This is a genomic window from Microbacterium sp. 22303, from assembly GCF_052045265.1.
GTDB lineage: Bacteria > Actinomycetota > Actinomycetes > Actinomycetales > Microbacteriaceae > Microbacterium.
In genome coordinates this window covers 106888-125299 of the sequence record NZ_JBQEOQ010000006.1, presented here as the reverse complement: position 1 = coordinate 125299, position 18412 = coordinate 106888, and the positions used below count along the sequence as shown (strand labels likewise).

Sequence of the window (18412 nt, the reverse complement as noted above, 5' to 3'; positions counted from 1 at the left end):
CCCCTTGTTCGTTTCCGCCGCTGTCCGCGGTGAGGACTGTCAGCGCGCGGTCGAGGTGCCCTGCGGGCGCGAGGACCGGCGACGGCGACGCGAGGGAACCGTATCGCCGACCCCGAGCGGGCGCGGCGCGCGGTGGGATCCCTGGCCCTGGCCCTGGCCCTGGCGCTGGCCGCGCGGCTGGGCGGACGCCGCGGGCTTCTTCTTCGCGGGGCGCTGCTGCTGCGGCGGCTGAATCGGCGCGGGCTTCACGAAGGCGGCCTTCTCGCCGACCAGCTCCGCGACGGCCGCGGAGGAAGGCGAGACCGGCTCGATGTCGACGCTGATCCTGGCCTTGCGCAGGAGGTCCTTCGTGTCGCGGCGCTGCTCCGGCAGCAGCACGGTCACGACCGTGCCCGCGGCGCCCGCACGCGCGGTGCGGCCGGAGCGGTGCAGGTACGCCTTGTGCTCGGCGGGCGGGTCGACGTGCACGACGAGATCGACGTCGTCCACGTGCACGCCGCGGGCCGCGACGTCCGTGGCGACGAGTACGCGCACGCCGCCGTCCGCAGGGTCGGCGGAGAACGCGGCCAGGTTGCGCTCGCGCGCGCCCTGGGCCAGGTTGCCGTGCAGGTCGACGGCGGGGATGCCGGCGGCCGTGAGCGCCTTGGCGAGCTTCTTCGCCTGGTGCTTGGTGCGGGTGAACAGGATCCGGCGTCCCATACCGGAGGCGAGAGTCTGCACGAGCGTCTTCTTGGCGTCGGCGTCGGCGACCTCGAGCACGCGGTGAGTCATCTCACCCACGGGCACGCTCTCCTCGTCGACCTCGTGGCTCACCGGGCGGGTGAGGAAGCGGCGGGCGAGCACGTCGATGCCGTTGTCCAGCGTCGCACTGAACAAGAGGCGCTGACCCTCGGACGGCGTGGCCGAGAGGATCCGGGTGACGCCGGGCAGGAAGCCGAGGTCGGCCATGTGGTCCGCCTCGTCGAGCACGGTGACGCGCACGTCGCCGAGACGCACGACGCCCTGCTTCATGAGGTCCTCGAGGCGGCCGGGGCAGGCTACGAGGATGTCCACTCCGCGACGCATCGCCTCCTCCTGCGGGCGCTGGCTGACGCCGCCGAAAACGGTGGCGACACGGAGGTTCGCCGCCTGGGCGAGAGGGGTGATGGTCGCGGCGATCTGCGAGGCGAGCTCACGCGTCGGCGCCAGCACGAGTCCGCGCGGGTACTGCGGGCGGGCCTTGAAGCCCGTGAGGCGGGCGACCAGGGGAAGGGCGAAGGCGATCGTCTTGCCGCTGCCGGTGCGTCCGCGGCCGAGCAGGTCACGGCCGGCGAGGGCGTCGGGCAGCGTGTCGCGCTGGATGGCGAACGCTTCGGTCTTGCCATCGGCGGCGAGGACGGCGGCCAGGGCCGCGGGCACGCCGAGATCGAGGAAGGAAGTCATGGGTGTCTCCTGGGCCGGTGTCCGGCCACGGGGTCAGGGCGTCGCAATGAACGTGTCGCAACGACGCATCAGGTCGCCGCTCACAGAACCGGATCGCGAGGGGGAGCGAACTCCGCGCCCAGGGATCCAGGATGGCGACGAGATGCCGGATGATCCGACATCCCCTACATCCTATCCTGGATCCCCTGACAGTCGGTTCAGGCCTCGACGAGCTCGGGCAATGCCGTCGCCGATGTCGTGACGTGGGGGCGGGTGCGCACCGCCCACACGATCGCGCCCGCGAGGATCGTGGCGACCGCGACGAGCCCCCATGCGGTGGCGAAGCCGGAGCCGGTGCCGTGCGTCGCAGAGCCGAACACGATCGCGCCGGTCGCCGCCGAGCCGATCGCGGATCCGATCGTGCGGAGGTTCGCGTTCACGCCGGTCGCGACGCCGGTGACCGCGGCGGGCACGCTCTGCACGACGATGCCGGCCGAGGCCGCGTAGGCCAGCCCGCAGCCGATGCCGAAGCCCGCGCCTGCCACGGCGAGCTGCCAGGGCGTCGAGTGCGCCAGGGCGGCGCTCGCGCCGGAGACCCCCATCAGCAGCGCGCCGATGACGAGCAGGGTGCGCAGCGAAAGGATGCGGTTCAGCGCGCCGGTGGCGAAGCCGACCCCGCTCATGCCGATCAGCATCGGAACGAGCATGAGCCCGGCGTCGCGCACGGTGAGACCCGTGCCGCCCGCGGAGGCCGACAACTCGAGGAACTGCGGCAGGTAGCCCCAGAACGCGAAGACGCCGGCCCCGATCAGGAGCGATGCGGCGTTGACCGGCCAGATCGCGGGGGACGCCAGCATCCGCAGGTCCACGAGCGGCTCGGCGGAGCGCAGCTCCGACACGATCCACGCGGCGAAGGCGAGCACGGCGACGCCGAACAGCGCGAGCACGGCCGGCGAAGTCCAGCCCCAGCGCGAGCCGGTGCTGAGCGGGACGAGTAGTGCGACCAGCCACGCCGAGAGCAGCACCGAAGAGCGGGTGTTGACCCGCCCGAGGGCGCGGGTGCCGGTGTCGCGCACCGCGGCGAGGGTGAGGAAGGCGCCGAGTGCGGCGACCAGGAACGGCACCGCGAACGTGCCGCGCCAGCCGACGAGGTCCGCCAGCGGGCCTGCGAGCACGGTGCCCGCGGCGCCGCCGATGCCGATCACGGCGCTCACCACGCCGATCGCTCCGGTCACGCGCTCACGGGGGAGTGCGTCACGCAGCAGCCCATAGGCGAGGGGGAACAGCGCACCGCCGATGCCCTGCAGCACGCGGGCGACGATGAGCACCTCGAGGGTCGGGGCGACCGCGGCCAGCACGTCCCCCGCCGCGGTCGCGCCGAGGGTGATCAGGAAGGTGGTGCGCCGTCCGCGCAGGTCGCCGACGCGGCCGAGGGTGGGTGTGGCGACCGCGGCGGCGATGAGCCACGCGGTCATGGTCCAGCTGGCCGCATCGGCGGTGACGCCGAACTCCGCCTGGATGAGCGGCACGAGCGGGATGACGAGGTTCTGCAGAAGAGCGATGGAGGAGACCGCTACGGCGATCGCGACCAGGACCGAGGTGGATGAGCGGGACATGAGTTCCCTTCCGAAGCCTGGAGAAGAGGGGTAAAGTGGAGGAAGGCCTCCGAACGGAGGATGCCTCCGGATTGAGATTACCGGAGGGTCCCTCCGGTTTGCAAGAGGTCTTCTGAGACTTTTCGGAAGGACGGCACGATGGGCGGCCAGAACAGGGCGACGGCGACGCTGGAGGAGCGGCGACCGCGCCGTGCCGACGCCGCGCGCAACTTCGACGCCCTCGTCACCGCCGGGCGCGAGGCTTTCGCCGAGGATGGCTCGGGCGCCTCGCTCGAGGACATCGCGCGCCGCGCAGGGGTCGGCATCGGCACGCTGTACCGCAACTTCCCGACCAGGGACGACCTGATCGAGACGCTCTACCTCCGCGAGGTCGCCGCTCTCGCCGACGCCGCGGACGAGGTGGCGGACCTGGAGCCCTGGCCCGCACTGGAGGCCTGGCTGGGGCGTTTCGTCGAGTACGTCGGCACCAAGCACGTCCTGCTGGACGGACTGAACCGGGAGTCGTCGGTGTTCGCGGAGTGCCGCGGCGTGATGCTGGGCGCGGGGGAGCCGCTGCTCGCCCGCGCGCAGGAGGATGGCGCCGTGAAGGCCGATCTCGCGATCGCCGACGTCGTCAAGCTCATCGCCGGTGTGAGCGCGGTCGCCTACGACGACGAAGAGCAGCGCCGTCGCGTGCTCGGCCTCGCGATCGGCTCGCTGCGGACCTGAGCTCTGCTCGAGAGCCCGTCACTCAGGCGTGCAGCGCCTCGTTGAGCGTCACGCCCACGCCGGTCCGGCGCACGGCCTCGACAGCTCCGGAAAGGGAGTTGCGCCGGAACAGGATCCCGTTCTCGCCGCTCAGCTGCGCGCCCTTGACGACAGGGCGGCCCCCGTCGGCCAGCGGAGCGCCGTCGGCGAGCACGATCTTCGTGCCCGCCGTGACATACAGGCCCGCCTCGACGATGCAGTCGTCGCCGAGGGAGATCCCGATGCCGGCGTTCGCGCCGAGCAGGGTGCGCGCACCGATCGAGACGCGGTGGGTGCCGCCTCCCGAGAGCGTGCCCATGATCGAGGAGCCTCCGCCGATGTCGGATCCGTCGCCGACGACGACGCCCTGCGAGATCCGGCCCTCGACCATCGAGGCGCCGAGGGTGCCCGCGTTGAAGTTCACGAAGCCCTCGTGCATGACGGTGGTGCCGGGGGCCAGGTGGGCGCCCAGGCGCACCCGCGAGGCGTCCGCGATGCGCACTCCTTCCGGCAGCACGTAGTCGGTGAGCCTCGGGAACTTGTCCACGCCGGTGATCTGGATCCCGGCGCGCTGCAACAGCGGGCGCAGCCGTGCCGCATCGGCGGGGAGCATCGGACCGGCGTTCGTCCAGGCGACGTTCGGGAGGTGCGCGAAGATGCCGTCGAGGTTCACCTCGTTGGGGCGCACCAGAAGGTGCGAGAGGGCGTGCAGGCGCAGATACGCGTCGGCGGTCGAAGCCGGAGCCGCATCGAGGTCGATCGACAGCTGCACCGCCTCGACGGTGACGTTGCGGCGATCGTCGGCACCGGCGAGCGCCTCGAACGTCAGGGCGGACGCGGCGCGGTCTCCGGCGGACGGCTCGACGGCGCCGATCTCGCCGTACCAGGCGTCCAGGACGGTGCCGTCGCCGGCGATGGTGGTCAGGCCGGATCCGTGGATCATGCGCGCGTCGGTCATGCGTCCACGGTATCGAATCGGCACCCCCAGCTTCCCCTTCATGACGCGGCGCTAGGGTGGGGACCATGCCGCTCGATCTCACCGCCTCCGCGGCGGACATCACCCGCGCGATCTGCGACATCCCCAGCGTCTCGGGGGAGGAGAAGCCGCTGGCGGACCTGATCGAGGAGGCCGTGCGCGCGCTCGGCCATCTCGAGGTGCTGCGCGAGGGCAACACGATCGTCGCTCGCACGAACCTGGGCCGCGCGCAGCGCGTGGCGATCGCCGGGCACATCGACACGGTGCCGATCAACGCAAACGTGCCGACGCGTGATGTCGAGATCGACGGCGAGGCTCTGATCTGGGGGCGCGGCACGGTCGACATGAAGGCCGGGGTCGCGGTGCAGCTCAAACTCGCCTCGGAGCTCACCGAGCCCGTGGTCGACATCACTTGGATGTGGTACGACAACGAAGAGGTCGAGGCCGCCCGCAACGGGCTCAAGCTGCTCGCCGATCACCGGCCGGATCTGTTCGAGGCCGACTTCGCGATCCTCGGCGAGCCCTCGAACGGCGAGGTCGAGGGCGGCTGCAACGGCACGCTGCGCGCTGTCGTGCGCACGACCGGGGTGCGCGCGCACTCGGCGCGCGCCTGGATCGGCGAGAACGCGATCCACCGTGCGGCGCCGATCCTCGCGCGTCTCGCGGAGTACCGTCCGCGCGAGATCACGGTGGACGGCCTGGAGTACCGCGAGGGGCTGAACGCGGTGCGGATCACCGGCGGCATCGCCGGCAACGTCATCCCCGACGTCTGCGAGGTCGAGGTGAACTACCGCTTCGCCCCGAGCAAGTCCGCGGCCGATGCGGAGGCGCACGTGCGCAACGTGTTCGCCGGTTTCGCGGTCGAGATCACCGACGTCGCCGAGGGTGCTCGTCCTGGCCTCGACGCGCCGATCGCACAGGAGTTCGTGGCGGCCGTCGGCGCGACCCCGAAACCGAAGTACGGGTGGACCGATGTGGCGCGGTTCTCCGCGCTGGGCATCCCCGCGGTCAACTACGGACCGGGGGATCCGCACCTCGCACACCACGACGAGGAGCGTGTGCCGCTCGCGCAGATCACGGCCACCGAGCGGGGCTTGCGCTCCTGGCTCAGCGGTGTCTGAGCTCGCCGCGGCGGCGGTGCATCGCCGGCAGGGCGCGACGACCGCACCGCGCTGGGCCGCCCGGCTCTATGCACGTACGCCCGCCTGGGCGGGTATCCTCGCGATCTACGTCGGGGCGCGCCTGATCACCACCGGCCTGCTGCTGTGGGCGACCGGGCTGTCCGGCGCGCCCGGCTCGCGGTTCGGCCACGGCGCGTCGATCGCCTCATTCGTCACCGGGTGGGACGCGCAGTGGTACTGGTACATCGTCGTGTACGGGTACCCGACCACGCTGCCGCTCGGGCCGGACGGACACATCACCCAGAACTCGTGGGCGTTCCTGCCGCTGTACCCGTGGGTGTCGCAGGTCGTGGCGCTGCCGTTCGGTGCAGGCGGCTGGGGCGTGGGCGCGGCGCTCGTCTCCCTCGTGGCGGGATACCTCTGCTGCCTCGTGCTGTTCCGCATGATGCGCGGGCGGATCGGGCGGATGGCGGCGGTGTGGACGGTCGTCTTCTTCGCCTCCGGCCCCCTCGGCGCGCTGTTCCAGGTCGGCTACGCCGAGGTGCTCAACATGCTGTTCCTGCTGCTCGCGCTGGACGGCCTGATCCGCCGCCGCTACGTGCGGCTGTATCCGCTGATCGTGCTGATGGGCTTCACGCGCCCGGGTGTGCTGGCGTTCGCGCTCACGCTCGGCCTCATGCTCGTGGTGCGCTGGATGCGACGGAAGTCGGATCCGCTGACGGGATCCGAGATCGCGCACTACCTCGGTCTCGGGGCGCTCGGCGTCGTGGTGGGTTTCGCGTGGCAGATGATCGCGGGCGTGGTCACGGGCGTGCCGAACGCCTACCTGGAGACCGAGCTGAGCTGGCGCGGATTCTGGATGCCGCAGGACGGGCACACCGCCTTCTCGCCCTTCGAGGGGTGGCTGAGCGCGATGCCGTACTGGGCGCAGCTGCTCGGGCTGCCGGGATGGCTCGGCCTCGTCATCCTCGCCCTGCTGGTGGCGCTGTTCGCGGCGGTGCTGATCGCGGGGCGCGGCGTGCGCCGGCTCGGGCCGGAGATCCGGCTCTTCTCGGCGAGCTACGCCCTGTACCTGCTGGCCGTGTTCTTCCCGCAGTCCAGCACGCTGCGGTTGATGTTCCCGCTCGCGCCCCTGTGGGGCGGCGTCGGTTGGCACCGTTCCTGGTGGCTGCGGACGACGGTGCTGGTGGTGTGCATCGCGCTGCAGGCGCTGTGGATCGCGAACGTCTACGGCCTCGCGAACACCTTCTGGCGCGTGCCCTGAACCTGCTCGATCGTCTCGCGGCCTCGCCGCGCCGCGGTAAGCGGTGTCCCAGCACCCACTAATATGGGAGTCGTAGACCACCGAGGAAAGGGAGCACCGCGATGGCAGCGATGAAGCCGAGGACTGGCGACGGACCCATGGAGGCCGTGAAGGAGGGCCGGCTGATCATCGTGCGCGTTCCGCTCGAAGGCGGCGGGCGTCTGGTCGTCTCCGTCAACGACGCAGAGGCGAAGGAACTTCACGACGTGCTCAGCAACGTCGTGGCAGCAGCCTGAGTTCCGACTCGCACGATCAAGACCAGATCTCTTCAGATCTTCGAAAGGCCCGCTTCCTGCGGGCCTTTCGTCATTCGGCGATGCCGGTCAGCTGCAGCAGGCCTTCGCCGACCGTGCTCAGCGCGGCGAGTACGGCGGGGGACTGCTGGGTCTCCTGGATGAGCGAGCGGTAGGCGACCGTGACGTCGTCGCGCTGCACTGGATCCGCGACCCTTCCGCCGGCGAGCACGCGCGGCACGAGCACGGTCCCTCCGGCGCGCACGAGCCGCAGACCGTGCTCGACGTACTCGATCACGTTCTCCGGATCCGCGTCGACGAGGACGATGTCGTAGGCGGCCTCGTTCATCCGAGGCAGCACATCGGCGGCCCTGCCCGCGATGAAGCGCGCGCGGGTGGGGGCGATCCGTGCGTCCTGGAAGGCGCTGCGTGCGGCGGCCAGGTGCTCCGGCTCGTTGTCGATCGACGTGAGCACGGCCTTCGGGGCGCCGCGCAGCAGCCAGAGCCCGGAGACGCCGGCGCCGGTGCCGATCTCGACGATCGAGCGCGCGCCGGTGGCTGCCGAGAGCACTGCGATCTGCGCGCCGACGGCGGCGCTGATCGGCTGCGCGCCGAGTTCGACCGCATGTGCGCGCGCCTTGGCGATCTCATCCGGCTCGATGATTGCTTCGCGCACGTACCGCGCGTTGGCGTCCTGCTCGCTCACTTCGACTCCCTGGCGGTCGCTCACTGCACCGCATGCCCCCAGCGTAGGCGTCCTCCGTGTCCGCAGCGGCCAGGCGCGGCGGTACCCTTATGACATGTTCTTCGGCATCACCTTCGAGAAGCTGATCGTGATCGGCGTGATCGCGGCCCTTCTCGTCGGCCCTGAGCGGCTCCCGCGCTACGCGGAGACGTTCGCGCGCCTGGTCAAGAAGGCGGGCGACTACATGCGCGGCGCCAAAGATCGCATGCGCGAGGAGGTCGGGCCGGAGATCGATGAGCTGGACTGGCGCAAGCTGGATCCCCGGCAGTACGACCCGCGCCGCATCATCCGCGATGCGCTGATGGATGACACCCCGGCGCCGCCGCGTCCGGCAACCCCGGTCGCGGCGGTCGAGACCGCTCCGGCGCCGGCGGCTGCGGGTTCGGCAGCAGCTCTGCTGGCCACGGCGACCGCGATGAACGCCGCGTCCACAGGGAGCGAGACGGCTCCCGTGTCGAAGGCGCCGAAGATGTTCTCCGCCGAGGACCTTCCGCCGTACGACAGCGAAGCCACCTGATCGTCCAGCCCAGGCTGGCTGTCTAACCCAGGCTGACGGGAAGGCGCCGCCCGGAAAGACCACGGCCCCCTCGATCGATCGCGTCCGCGACAGCCAGGATCGCGCGTGCCGAGGGATCCTGCGGGTCCGCGAGCACCACGGGCACTCCCGCGTCCCCGCCCGTGCGCAGCGCGGGGCTCAGCGGGACCGAGGCCAGCAGCGGAACCGGATCCGCATCCTGCGAAAGGGCGTTCGCGACGGCCTGCCCGCCGCCGGATCCGAACAGATCGAGCACCGTGCCGTCGGGCAGCGTCAGCGCGGCCATGTTCTCCACGACCCCGATCACCCGTTGCCCGGTCTGCCGGGCCACGAGAGCGCTGCGGATCGCCACGTCGGACGCCGCTTCCTGCGGCGTCGTCACGACCAGCACCTCGGCATGGGGGAGCAGCTGGCCGAGGGTGATCGCGATGTCGCCGGTGCCCGGCGGCATGTCGATGAGCAGCACGTCCAGGTCGCCGAAGAACACGTCGGTGAGGAACTGCTGCACCGTGCGATGCAGCATGGGTCCGCGCCATGCGACGACGGATTCCCCCTCCCGCAGGAACATCCCGATCGAGATGGTCTTCACATCGTGCGCGACCGGGGGCAGCATGAGGTCGTCGATCCGGGTGGGCTGCGTGCCGGGGGCGATCCCGAGGAGGCCGGGGATCGAGAAGCCGTGCACGTCGGCGTCGATGAGCCCGACCCTGCGTCCGCGGGCCGCCAGAGCGACCGCGAGGTTGGCGGTGAGCGAGGACTTGCCCACTCCGCCCTTGCCGCTCGTGACGGCGATCACGCGCGTGAGCGATTCCGGGCCGAAGGGCATCTGCCGGGGCTCCCTGCCGTCCCGCAGGCGCTCGGTGAGGGCGCGACGCTCGTCCGGCGTCATCACGCCCACGGCGACCTCGACCGCATCGATTCCGGGCACCGCCGCCGCGGCCGCGTGCACGTCGGCCTCGATCCGGGTCGCGGCGGGGCAGCCCACGATGGTCAGCGCGATGCCCACGTGCGCGACCGTGCCGGCGACCGTGATGTCGCGGAGCATGTCGAGGTCGGCCAGCGGGCGGCGCAGCTCGGGGTCGGTGACGGCGCCGACGGCGCGGCGGACCGCGTCGGCGAGGTCGACGGTCACGGGGTCTGCTCCGCCGGATCCTCGTCGCGGAGTTCGGCGAGCATCGCCCTGAGCTCGGCGCGCAGCACCTCGCGGGTGACGCCCTGCGCGGAGCGCTCCTCGAGCGACATGCGCAGGGCGACGATCTCCCGGGCCAGGTACTCGGTGTCGGCGAGGTTGCGTTCCGCGCGCTGTCGATCCTGCTCGATCTGCACGCGGTCGCGGTCGTCCTGCCGGTTCTGCGCGAGCAGGATCAGCGGGGCGGCGTAGGAGGCCTGCAGCGAGAGGATCAGCGTGAGCAGGGTGAAGTTCGTCGCGGCCGGGTCGAACTGCCACTCCTTGGGCATGGCGATGTTCCACCACAGCCAGACGATGACGAACACCGACATCCCGATGAGGAAGCCGGACGTGCCCATGGCCCGCGCGAACGCCTCGGAGAACCGCCCGAAGGTGTCGCTGGATCCCGTCGACGTGCCGCGCCCGAGCATGCCGGACCGGCCGCGGGGCAGATCCAGCCCACGACGGCCCGACTTCGCCATCATCCGCTCGCTCCCTGCGTCGGCACGGACTGCGCGGACCCGGGACGGTCATCGGCGTCGTGCGAGCGCCAGTCGTCGGGCAGCAGGTAGTCGAGCACATCATCGACGCTGATCGCGCCGACGAGCCGGTGCGCCTGATCCACGACGGGCAGCGAGACGAGGTCGTAGCTGGCCAGCATGCGCGCGACCTCGGCCGCCGAGGCGGTCGCGGGGACGGGTTCGAGGGTGTCATCGACGATGGCGCCGAGCCGTTCGTGCGGGGGATAGCGCAGCATGCGCTGGAAGTGCACCACGCCGAGCAGGCGTCCTGTGGGCGTCTCGAACGGCGGCAGCGTGACGAAGACCGCGGCGGCCAGGGCAGGGTGCAGCTCGTGCCGGCGGATCAGAGCCAGGGCCTCGGCGACCGTGGCATCCGCGGAGAGGATGATCGGCTCGGGGGTCATCAGACCGCCCGCGGTGTCGGGGCTGTAGCGCAACAGCATGCGCACGTCCTCGGCCTCCTCCGGCTCCATGAGCTCGAGGAGGTGCTCCAGGCGGCCCTGGGGCAGCTGCGCGAGCAGGTCGGCGGCGTCGTCCGGCTCCATCTGATCGAGGATGTCCGCGGCGCGTTCGTCGCCGAGACGGTCCAGGATGTCCATCTGGTCGTCCTCGGGCATCTCCTCGAGGGCGTCGGCGAGCCGCTCGTCCGGAAGCTCCTCCGCGACCTCGATGCGACGCTGTTGGGGCAGGTCGAGCAGGGTGTTCGCGAGGTCGGCGGGGTGCATCTCGGAGTAGGTGGCGACGAGCTGCTCGGCGGACTGCGCCTCACCGGGACGGTTGTGCTCGTGCACCTGGTTCCAGGTCGCGAACGTGGTGGGGCCCTTGGCGAACGGCGAGGCGCTCGTCTTGGGCTTGCGCAGGAACAGCTGGCTCACGGACCACTCGCCGAGCCGGTTCGGCTCGATCGCGACGTCCTCGATCACCGCCGTGCCCGAGGCGTCGGAGAAGTCGACGCGCCGGCCGATGAGCTCGGCCATGATGCGCACCTCGCCGTTGCGGGGCTTGAACCGGCGCACGTTCATCAGCCCGGACGTGATGACCTGTCCGGTGCTGATCGATCCGACCCGCCCGATCGAGAGGAACACCTGCCGGCGGCCGGGGATCTCGCAGACCAGGCCGATCACGCGCGGGGCCGCGCTACTTCGGTACACGACGACGACGTCACGGACTTTCCCGATCCGGTCGCCGGCGGGGTCGAACACGGCGCACCCGGCCAGGCGCGCGACGAAAACCCGCTGTGTGCTCATGGTTCCAGCGTAGTGTCCTGCGCCTTGGGATCCGGGGTGGGTGACGGCATCGGCGGTCTCCGGGCAGCCGCGTGGAACAATGGTCCGATGAGCATGCTGAACGCGTCGGGCCCTGCGGGCGAGATCGGCGAGACGGTCGCCACGGTGACCGAGTACGAGGCCGCGCAGAAGCTCGTCTCGCAGCTGATCGCGGGGGAGATCCCGGCCAGGGCGATCGCCATCGTCGGGGTCGGCGTGCAGACCGTGGAGCGGGTCACCGGTCGCCTCGGCTATGCGAACGCGGCGCGCTCCGGCGCGGTCAACGGCGTGCTCATCGGCCTCTTCCTCTCGGCGATCTTCGTGCTGGGCAACCCCGCCGTGCCGATGCAGGCGTTCGTCGGGATCCTGTTCGTGGGCGTCGCGATCGGGATGATCCTGAGCCTCATCACGTATTCGATCGTGCGTCGTCGCCGCGACTACGCGAGCGTGATGCAGCTCAAGGCAGATCATTACGAGGTCACGGTGCTGTCCGATTCGGTCGGCAAGGCGCGCCAGGTGCTCGGCCGTGCCGTCACCCCGATCCCGCAGTCCGGCCCTGCCGCCGGCACGACCGCGGCAGGGCCGCCCCAGTACGGAGAGCGGGTCGAGGAGCCGCCACGGTACGGCGAGCGCATCGCGCCGCCGCGCCCGCCGATGCCGCCGGCACCGCCGACCGCCTCGGTGCAGCCCGCACAGGACGGTGGCCCGGCGACGGACGGTACCCCGGCGACCGACGGTATCCCGGCGACCGACGAAGCTCCCGCCGCCCCCGCGGAGAGCCCCGCCCTCGAGACGCCGCCCTCTGCGGCCACGCCCGTGGACGGCGAGAACCCGGCGGGCGACGGCACCTCGCGATGACGGGACGGGCCGAGGAGCGGTTCCGGATCGCGGTTCCGCTCCCTGCCGGTACGGCCGAGGTGTCGGCCGCGTTCGGTGCTGCCGACGGGGACCTCGCTGCCGGGGCCGATGCGCCGATCGTGGCGATCGCCCATGGCGCGGGCGCGGGCATGGATCATCCGTTCCTCATCGGTTTCGCCACGGCGCTGCGCACCGCGGGCCTGCACACGCTGCGGTTCAACTTCCCGTACGTCGAGGCGGGACGGCGCATGCCGGGCCCGGCGGCGCACGCGATCCTCAGCTGGCGCGCCGTCGTCGCCGCGGCGAGCGAGCGCGGATCCGGATCCGTCGTCGCCTGCGGCAAGTCCTATGGTGGGCGGATGGCGTCCATAGCCGCCGCCGAGGAGGCCGGCCTCGCCGCGACGGGGCTCGTCTACCTGGGCTATCCGCTGCACCAGCCGGGCAAGCCGGAGAAGCCGCGGACCGAGCATCTGCCGGCGGTGCCGCAGCCGCAGCTGTTCGTGGAGGGCACGAACGATCCGTTCGTGCAGCCGCTGTCGCAGCTCGAGGAGGCGGTGGCGTCGTGTCAGGAAGCACGGATCGCCTGGATCGACGGCGGCGGGCACTCGTTCGAGGTGAAGGGCCGCAAGCGCCCTGCCGCGGAGATCGGGGCGGATCTCGCGCCGCTGGTCGTGGAGTTCGCGTGGTCGGGTTTCGGCAAGGGCGCGTCGGAGACCGGCGCATCGGGGCGCAACGAAGGGGGAGACGCATGAGCATGGCGCAGGAGCTGGACGCGATCGACATCGCCCGGCTGCGCGAGATCGGCAGCCTGAAATGGTCGGTGTTCCCCGAGGCGATCGGCGCGTTCGTCGCCGAGATGGACTTCCCGCCCGCGCCGGCGATCGCAAGCGCGATGAAGGGCGCGATCGATGACGGCCTGACCGGATATCTGCCGGCGGCCGTGCGGGCACGCATGACCGAGGCGACCGCGCGCTGGCAGAAGGATCGCTACGGCTGGGACGTGCCGGCCGATCGGATCCGCCCCGTGCCGGATGTGCTGACCGCACTGCGCGCGACGATCGACTTCTTCACCGAGCCCGGCTCGAAGATCGTGCTGCCCACGCCCGCGTACATGCCGTTCCTGACGATCCCGGCGATGCATGACCGCGAGATCATCGAGGTGCCGATGCTCGTCGAGGGCGGGCGCCACGTCTACGACCTGGACGGCATCGACCGGGCGTTCGCGGACGGCGGCGGCCTGCTGATCCTGTGCAACCCGTACAATCCGCTGGGACGTGTGTTCGAGCGCGCGGAACTCGAAGCGGTCGCGGAGGTCGTCGCGCGGCACGGCGCGCGCGTGTTCTCGGACGAGATCCACGCGCCGCTCGTCTTCGCGCCGCACCGCCACGTTCCCTACGCCGGCATCAGCGCCATGACAGCGGGACATACGATCACCGCCGCCAGCGCCTCGAAGGCGTTCAACCTGCCCGGCCTCAAGGCGGCGCAGGTGATCCTGACGAACGACACGGATGTCGAGACCTGGGCGCGGCCGGAGGTCGCCTGGGCCGAGCACGGCACGGCCAACCTCGGCGTGATCGCGACCACGGCGGCCTTCGACGACAGCCGCGACTGGCTCGACGGCACGCTCGACTACCTCGACGGCAACCGCCGGCTCCTGGGCGAACTCCTCGCCGAGCACATCCCCGGAATGGGCTACCGCGCCCCCGAGGGCACGTACATCGCCTGGCTGGACGCGCGCGGGCTCGGCATCGAGGGTTCGCCCGCCGCGTTCTTCCGCGAGCGCGCGGGCGTCGCCATGACCGACGGCATCGCCTGCGGCGCCGCCGGGGAGGGCTACCTGCGCTTCATCCTCGCCACGCCCCGCCCGGTCATCGAGCAGGCCGTGCGCCAGATGGCGGCGGCGCTGGGCGAGCACACCGTCGGCTGACAGCCGGAACATCCCCGCCGAAGAGCCTCGGCGTCAGTCCAGATCCGGATCCGCGAGGAGACGTCGCATCGTGCGCAGGCCGAGCGCGGCCATGGCGGGGTTCGTGCGCTCGTAGTACCAGCCGAGGCCCATCGCCTGCTGCAGCGCCCATGCAGCTCCCCGGCACCATTCCTGGCCATCGCTGCCCAGAGCCGCACGGAGCCGGCGCCGGTCGTCGAGTCCGAGCAGGTGCCACGCGACCACGAGATCGAGCGACGGATCCGCCGCTCCGAAGGACCCGCCGTCCAGCACGCCGGCGAGCCGATGATCGTCCGAAACGAGCAGGTTCGGCGGGATCAGGTCCTTGTGCGACATGACCTCCGTGCCGGGATGCGGGATCTGCGACAGCCGCTGCCAGAGCGCACGCGCGGACGGGACATCCAGCAGATGTCCGCTCTTCGCGAAGCACTGCGTCATCCACTCCTCGTGCGCGTGCAGCTCGCCGCCGCGCCCTCGGCCGTCGAACGTCCGCCCCCGCAGGGGTGCGAGACGCAGGGCTCCGATCAGCCGCGCCAGATCGTCGGCGAGCAGCGGGAGCGCACCAGGATCCTCGTCCGCCAGAGTCTCGGAGGCAGTGCGACCGGGGATCCAGGCCTGCACCGACCATGCTGAAGGGTAGCCCTCGTCCCGGTCGACGACACCGCGCACGACGGGTGCGGGGAACGGGGAGCACGTCGCGAATTCGTCGAGGGCGCGCGCCTCCGCGGCCACGTCCTCGAGCGCCGCGGACTGCAGCGGGAACCGGGCGACGTGCGCGTCGCCGATCCGGAACAGCGCGTTCATCGTGCCCGGTGTCGACAGCGCCACCACCGGCTGCCCCGCCAGCGCGGGAAAGGCCGCCGCGATCCTCTCGGTCGCGGCGGCCTCGTCCAGCCGGAGCTGATCCGGGTGCATGTCCTCGGTCAGGACGCGGATCCCTGCACGCGGGCGATCCACGCCTCGACCTCGGCGGAGGTGCGCGGGATGGCGGCTGAGAGATTCACCGGGCCATCGGCGGTGATGAGGATGTCGTCCTCGATGCGCACGCCGATGCCGCGGTACTCCTCGGGCACGGTCAGATCGTCGATCTGGAAGTACAGGCCGGGCTCGATCGTGAACACTATGCCGGGCTCGATCAGGCCGTCGTAGTACATCTCGCCGCGGGCCTGGGCGCAGTCGTGCACGTCGATGCCGAGATGGTGGCTCGTGCCGTGCACCATGTAGCGGCGGTGCTGGCCGCCCTGGTCGGCGTCGAGGGCCTCCTCGGCGGAGACGGGCAGCAGACCCCACTCGGCGGTACGACGGGCGATCACGTCCATCGCGGCCGCGTGCACCTCGCGGAACGGCACACCGACCTCGGCCGCGGCGAAGGCGGCGTCCGCGGCCTCGACCACGGTGTCGTAGATGCGGCGCTGCACCTCGCTGAACGTGCCGTTCACCGGCAGCGTGCGCGTGATATCGGCCGTGTAGAGGCTATCGGCCTCGGCTCCGGCATCGATGAGGATGAGGTCGCCCGGAAGCACGGCGCCGTCGTTGCGGGTCCAGTGCAGGTAGCACGCGTGCGGGCCGGATGCGGCGATCGTGTCGTAGCCCTCCCAGCTGCCGTCGCTGCGGGCGCGCTGGTGGAAGACGCCCTCGACGATGCGTTCGCCGCGCGGGTGCGCGACCGCCCGCGGAAGGTCGCGGATGATGTCATCGAAGCCGTCGGCGGTGATCGCCACGGCTCGGCGCATCTCCGCGACCTCGTACTCGTCCTTGACGAGGCGCAGCTCGGAGACGAACCGGGTGAGCTCGTCGTCCTGGTCGACCACGAGGTCTTCCTCGCCCGCGGCGAACTCGTCGAGATGCGCGGTGGTCACGCCCAGGTCTGCGGCGACGCCGGCGAGAGCGGGACGCGGTCCGATCCAGAACTCGCCGATCGTCGCGTCGGAGTAGAACTCGCTCGTGGTGCGGTCGGCGCGCTCGCGGAAGTACAGCGTGACGTCGTGGCCATCCGCGGTGGGCTCGAACACGAGCAGCGAGTCGGGCTCGGAGTCGACCGCCCAGCCGGTGAGGTGCGCGAACGCCGAGTGCGCCCGGAACGGGTAGTCGGTGTCATTGCTGCGCTGCTTGAGGGATCCGGCCGGGATCACCAGGCGCTTGCCGGGGAAGGCCGCGGAGACGGCGGCGCGACGTGCTGCTGCGTAGGGCGCCTGCGCGCGCGGAGCGGGCAGGGACTCGGGGCGTTCGGCCCAGCCCGTCGAGATGGTGTCGAGGAAGCCCTGCGGGAAAGGCTGGCGGCGGTTGGTCGTCGTCGAGGTGGTCGCGGTGGCGGCATCGCCCGGCTGCTCGATCGTGTCGTGCTCGGAGGTCATGGATCCATCCTCTCACCGGCCGGTGCGGGAAGGATCCGGGCGGCAGGGCGACAAAGGGCTCGGATCGCCGTGCCGGCGATCCGAGCCCCTCCTGTCGATCCGGATCAGATCACTGCACGGCCTTGAGTGCGTTCACGATGCCGTGACCGTAGTAGCTGTTCAGCTCGGCGGTGCCGACGCAGGCGGCTCCCTCGTCGTACTGCGGAGCCGAGCACTCGGTCGGCGTCGCGTCGTCCTCGAGCTTCTGCACGAGCTGGGCCGGGGTCAGCTCCGGGTGCGCGGACTTCATCAGCGCCAGCACGCCGGCGACGTGCGGGGAGGCCATCGAGGTGCCGCTCTTGAGGCCGTACTTCGCGCCGGGGATCGTGGAGAGGATCCTGGATCCGGGCGCCGCCACGTCGATCTCGCCGAGACCGCGGTTGGAGAAGTACGACAGCTGGCCGTCCTTGGTCAGCGAGGCGACGGTCACGACACCGGGGACCTGGGCCGGGATGTCCTTGCAGCCGTGGTTGATGGTGCGCGGCGTCGGGGTGGCTGCATCGTCCGGGCTGCCCTCGTCGAGGGTGTTCACCGTCAGGTCGAGGCCCGAGTTGCCGGCCGCGGCCGCGCTCACGACGCCCTTGGAGTTGGACCAGTTCACGGCGCGGGCGACGGCCTCGCGGACCGCTGCCTGGTCGGGCTGATCGTCGCACCAGAACTCGAACGGGTCGATGTAGTAGCTGTTGTTCGTGACGTCCATGCCGCGCTGGGCCGCCCACATGAAGCCGCAGACCGCGTACTCCGGGTAGATGAACCCGTCGTCGTTGACGACCTTGACCGACGCGAGGCGCACATTCGGGGCGACCCCGACGATGCCCACGCCGTTGCGGGCTGCCGCGATCGTGCCCGCGACGTGCGTGCCGTGGTCGGACGTGGTCGGGTACCACCCGCCATCGGTCTGGTCAGGGCGGCCGCCAGTGGTGCAATTGACCGAGTCGGCGACGTCGATGTTCGCCTGCAGGTCGGGATGGGTCGGGTCGATGCCGGAGTCCAGCACGCCCACGAGCACGTTGCGGCTGCCGTCGGTGATCTGGTGCGCCTGATCCGCCTGGATCATGGTCATGTCCCACTGCTGGCCCTCGAGCGAGTCGGACGCGGAGGCGGGCACCGGCTCGGTGGGCTCATCGCCGTTGACCGGCTTGTTCTTGCCCTGGTTCCATCCGGAGGCTCCCGGACCCCACGGCGCCTGCGGGCCGGTGACCTTGTCCTTCACCTCGACGGTGCGGGTCGCGCCGACCGACGCGACGACGTTGCGGCCCTTGGCCTTCACGGTGTCGCGGAACGCCGCGCGATCGGACTGCGCGATCACGACGCCGATCTCGGGCCAGCTCTGCACGACGACGCCGCCCGCGTCGGTCACCGCCTTCTCGGCCTTGCGGGTCTGGCCCGGGTTCGCCTGGCCGGTGTTGACGACGTAGCTCATGACCGTGCCGTCCGGCGGAGTGATCGGGACGGGCGTCGAGGGCTCGCTCGTCGCCGCAGTGGCGCTGACGGAGCCCGCCAGGACCAGTCCCAGCGCCGCGACGGTGCAGGCGATGGTGCGGAACGAGCGGTGGGGGGTTGGCATCCTCATTGGTGAGGGTCCTCTCGTGGGGGTGGGTGCCGA

Annotated in this window: 18 protein-coding genes; 8 read left to right on the top strand and 10 right to left on the bottom strand. The window is 71.3% G+C overall.

The features are described from left to right. Nucleotides 1-39: 39 nt before the first annotated feature. Entirely contained in the window at nucleotides 40-1422 is a 1383-nt protein-coding gene (locus ACTJI8_RS16650; protein WP_440734542.1) for a DEAD/DEAH box helicase, read from the bottom strand. A 197-nt stretch (nucleotides 1423-1619) separates the two neighbouring features. After that, nucleotides 1620-3017, bottom strand: coding sequence for an MFS transporter (locus ACTJI8_RS16645; protein WP_440734541.1), 1398 nt, complete (start codon nucleotides 3015-3017; stop codon nucleotides 1620-1622). A gap of 138 nt (nucleotides 3018-3155) precedes the next feature. Between ACTJI8_RS16645 and ACTJI8_RS16640 the strand changes: the two genes are divergently transcribed. Beyond that, nucleotides 3156-3725: a TetR/AcrR family transcriptional regulator gene (locus tag ACTJI8_RS16640; RefSeq protein ID WP_440734540.1), complete on the top strand. Its 570-nt coding sequence runs from the start codon at nucleotides 3156-3158 to the stop codon at nucleotides 3723-3725. 22 nt (nucleotides 3726-3747) lie between these two features. On the opposite strand, the gene dapD is transcribed toward ACTJI8_RS16640, so the two are convergent. Next, on the bottom strand, nucleotides 3748-4701 hold the full coding sequence (gene dapD / locus ACTJI8_RS16635) for a 2,3,4,5-tetrahydropyridine-2,6-dicarboxylate N-succinyltransferase (RefSeq protein ID WP_440734539.1): 954 nt from the start codon (nucleotides 4699-4701) through the stop codon (nucleotides 3748-3750). A gap of 65 nt (nucleotides 4702-4766) precedes the next feature. Between dapD and dapE the strand changes: the two genes are divergently transcribed. The 3 genes from dapE to ACTJI8_RS16620 all read left to right on the top strand — a co-directional run bounded on the left by dapE (nucleotide 4767) and on the right by ACTJI8_RS16620 (nucleotide 7379). Then, nucleotides 4767-5840 carry a succinyl-diaminopimelate desuccinylase gene (dapE, locus tag ACTJI8_RS16630; protein ID WP_440734538.1) on the top strand — a complete coding sequence of 358 codons (1074 nt, stop codon included), beginning with the start codon at nucleotides 4767-4769 and terminating at the stop codon, nucleotides 5838-5840. Continuing rightward, on the top strand, nucleotides 5833-7104 hold the full coding sequence (locus ACTJI8_RS16625) for a hypothetical protein (RefSeq protein WP_440734537.1): 1272 nt from the start codon (nucleotides 5833-5835) through the stop codon (nucleotides 7102-7104). Before dapE ends, ACTJI8_RS16625 begins: the two co-directional genes overlap by 8 nt. Nucleotides 7105-7205: 101 nt before the next feature. Next, nucleotides 7206-7379 (top strand): DUF3117 domain-containing protein, encoded by a 174-nt coding sequence (locus ACTJI8_RS16620; RefSeq protein WP_082076728.1) that lies wholly within the window; start codon nucleotides 7206-7208, stop codon nucleotides 7377-7379. 70 nt (nucleotides 7380-7449) lie between these two features. Here ACTJI8_RS16620 and ACTJI8_RS16615 read toward each other — a convergent pair whose 3' ends face one another. Continuing rightward, nucleotides 7450-8082 carry an O-methyltransferase gene (locus tag ACTJI8_RS16615; protein WP_440734536.1) on the bottom strand — a complete coding sequence of 211 codons (633 nt, stop codon included), beginning with the start codon at nucleotides 8080-8082 and terminating at the stop codon, nucleotides 7450-7452. Between the two features lie 94 nt (nucleotides 8083-8176). Between ACTJI8_RS16615 and ACTJI8_RS16610 the strand changes: the two genes are divergently transcribed. After that, nucleotides 8177-8638, top strand: coding sequence for a Sec-independent protein translocase TatB (locus tag ACTJI8_RS16610; RefSeq protein ID WP_440734535.1), 462 nt, complete (start codon nucleotides 8177-8179; stop codon nucleotides 8636-8638). A 22-nt stretch (nucleotides 8639-8660) separates the two neighbouring features. On the opposite strand, the gene ACTJI8_RS16605 is transcribed toward ACTJI8_RS16610, so the two are convergent. From ACTJI8_RS16605 to ACTJI8_RS16595, 3 genes are read right to left on the bottom strand one after another with little or no spacing between them, the layout of a single operon-like run. After that, nucleotides 8661-9788, bottom strand: coding sequence for an Mrp/NBP35 family ATP-binding protein (locus ACTJI8_RS16605; RefSeq protein WP_440734534.1), 1128 nt, complete (start codon nucleotides 9786-9788; stop codon nucleotides 8661-8663). Further along, complete coding sequence (locus tag ACTJI8_RS16600) at nucleotides 9785-10306, bottom strand: DUF1003 domain-containing protein (RefSeq protein ID WP_440734737.1); 522 nt, start codon at nucleotides 10304-10306, stop codon at nucleotides 9785-9787. The genes ACTJI8_RS16605 and ACTJI8_RS16600 overlap by 4 nt, the downstream gene beginning before the upstream one ends. Next, nucleotides 10306-11592, bottom strand: coding sequence for a magnesium transporter (locus ACTJI8_RS16595; protein WP_440734533.1), 1287 nt, complete (start codon nucleotides 11590-11592; stop codon nucleotides 10306-10308). Before ACTJI8_RS16595 ends, ACTJI8_RS16600 begins: the two co-directional genes overlap by 1 nt. Nucleotides 11593-11679: 87 nt before the next feature. Here ACTJI8_RS16595 and ACTJI8_RS16590 point away from each other — a divergent pair, with 87 nt between their 5' ends. Genes ACTJI8_RS16590 through ACTJI8_RS16580 form a run of 3 tightly spaced genes read left to right on the top strand, consistent with a single transcriptional unit; the run spans nucleotide 11680 to nucleotide 14395 of the window. Beyond that, complete coding sequence (locus tag ACTJI8_RS16590) at nucleotides 11680-12468, top strand: general stress protein (RefSeq protein WP_440734532.1); 789 nt, start codon at nucleotides 11680-11682, stop codon at nucleotides 12466-12468. Next, nucleotides 12465-13220 carry an alpha/beta hydrolase family protein gene (locus ACTJI8_RS16585; protein WP_440734531.1) on the top strand — a complete coding sequence of 252 codons (756 nt, stop codon included), beginning with the start codon at nucleotides 12465-12467 and terminating at the stop codon, nucleotides 13218-13220. The genes ACTJI8_RS16590 and ACTJI8_RS16585 overlap by 4 nt, the downstream gene beginning before the upstream one ends. Next, a complete protein-coding gene (locus tag ACTJI8_RS16580) occupies nucleotides 13217-14395 on the top strand; it encodes a MalY/PatB family protein (RefSeq protein ID WP_440734530.1) in 1179 nt (392 codons plus the stop codon). The genes ACTJI8_RS16585 and ACTJI8_RS16580 overlap by 4 nt, the downstream gene beginning before the upstream one ends. 33 nt (nucleotides 14396-14428) lie before the next feature. On the opposite strand, the gene ACTJI8_RS16575 is transcribed toward ACTJI8_RS16580, so the two are convergent. The 3 genes from ACTJI8_RS16575 to ACTJI8_RS16565 form a co-directional block, all read right to left on the bottom strand. Further along, the gene (locus tag ACTJI8_RS16575) at nucleotides 14429-15370 is read right to left on the bottom strand and encodes a phosphotransferase (RefSeq protein WP_440734529.1); all 942 of its coding nucleotides are present in this window, start codon (nucleotides 15368-15370) and stop codon (nucleotides 14429-14431) included. Then, complete coding sequence (locus ACTJI8_RS16570) at nucleotides 15337-16767, bottom strand: aminopeptidase P family protein (protein WP_440734528.1); 1431 nt, start codon at nucleotides 16765-16767, stop codon at nucleotides 15337-15339. Before ACTJI8_RS16570 ends, ACTJI8_RS16575 begins: the two co-directional genes overlap by 34 nt. A gap of 109 nt (nucleotides 16768-16876) precedes the next feature. Then, nucleotides 16877-18373 (bottom strand): S8 family peptidase, encoded by a 1497-nt coding sequence (locus ACTJI8_RS16565; RefSeq protein ID WP_440734527.1) that lies wholly within the window; start codon nucleotides 18371-18373, stop codon nucleotides 16877-16879. Nucleotides 18374-18412 lie beyond the last annotated feature (39 nt).

Excerpts from the sequence above, each read along its gene's own strand:
- ACTJI8_RS16640 (WP_440734540.1), top strand. The coding sequence starts at position 3,156 with ATGGGCGGCCAGAACAGGGCGACGGCGACGCTGGAGGAGCGGCGACCG.
- ACTJI8_RS16600 (WP_440734737.1), bottom strand. The coding sequence starts at position 10,306 with ATGGCGAAGTCGGGCCGTCGTGGGCTGGATCTGCCCCGCGGCCGGTCC.
- ACTJI8_RS16565 (WP_440734527.1), bottom strand. The coding sequence starts at position 18,373 with ATGCCAACCCCCCACCGCTCGTTCCGCACCATCGCCTGCACCGTCGCG.
- ACTJI8_RS16645 (WP_440734541.1), bottom strand. The coding sequence starts at position 3,017 with ATGTCCCGCTCATCCACCTCGGTCCTGGTCGCGATCGCCGTAGCGGTC.
- ACTJI8_RS16595 (WP_440734533.1), bottom strand. The coding sequence starts at position 11,592 with ATGAGCACACAGCGGGTTTTCGTCGCGCGCCTGGCCGGGTGCGCCGTG.
- ACTJI8_RS16650 (WP_440734542.1), bottom strand. The coding sequence starts at position 1,422 with ATGACTTCCTTCCTCGATCTCGGCGTGCCCGCGGCCCTGGCCGCCGTC.
- ACTJI8_RS16585 (WP_440734531.1), top strand. The coding sequence starts at position 12,465 with ATGACGGGACGGGCCGAGGAGCGGTTCCGGATCGCGGTTCCGCTCCCT.
- ACTJI8_RS16590 (WP_440734532.1), top strand. The coding sequence starts at position 11,680 with ATGAGCATGCTGAACGCGTCGGGCCCTGCGGGCGAGATCGGCGAGACG.
- ACTJI8_RS16610 (WP_440734535.1), top strand. The coding sequence starts at position 8,177 with ATGTTCTTCGGCATCACCTTCGAGAAGCTGATCGTGATCGGCGTGATC.
- dapE (WP_440734538.1), top strand. The coding sequence starts at position 4,767 with ATGCCGCTCGATCTCACCGCCTCCGCGGCGGACATCACCCGCGCGATC.
- ACTJI8_RS16580 (WP_440734530.1), top strand. The coding sequence starts at position 13,217 with ATGAGCATGGCGCAGGAGCTGGACGCGATCGACATCGCCCGGCTGCGC.
- ACTJI8_RS16570 (WP_440734528.1), bottom strand. The coding sequence starts at position 16,767 with ATGACCTCCGAGCACGACACGATCGAGCAGCCGGGCGATGCCGCCACC.
- dapD (WP_440734539.1), bottom strand. The coding sequence starts at position 4,701 with ATGACCGACGCGCGCATGATCCACGGATCCGGCCTGACCACCATCGCC.
- ACTJI8_RS16620 (WP_082076728.1), top strand. The coding sequence starts at position 7,206 with ATGGCAGCGATGAAGCCGAGGACTGGCGACGGACCCATGGAGGCCGTG.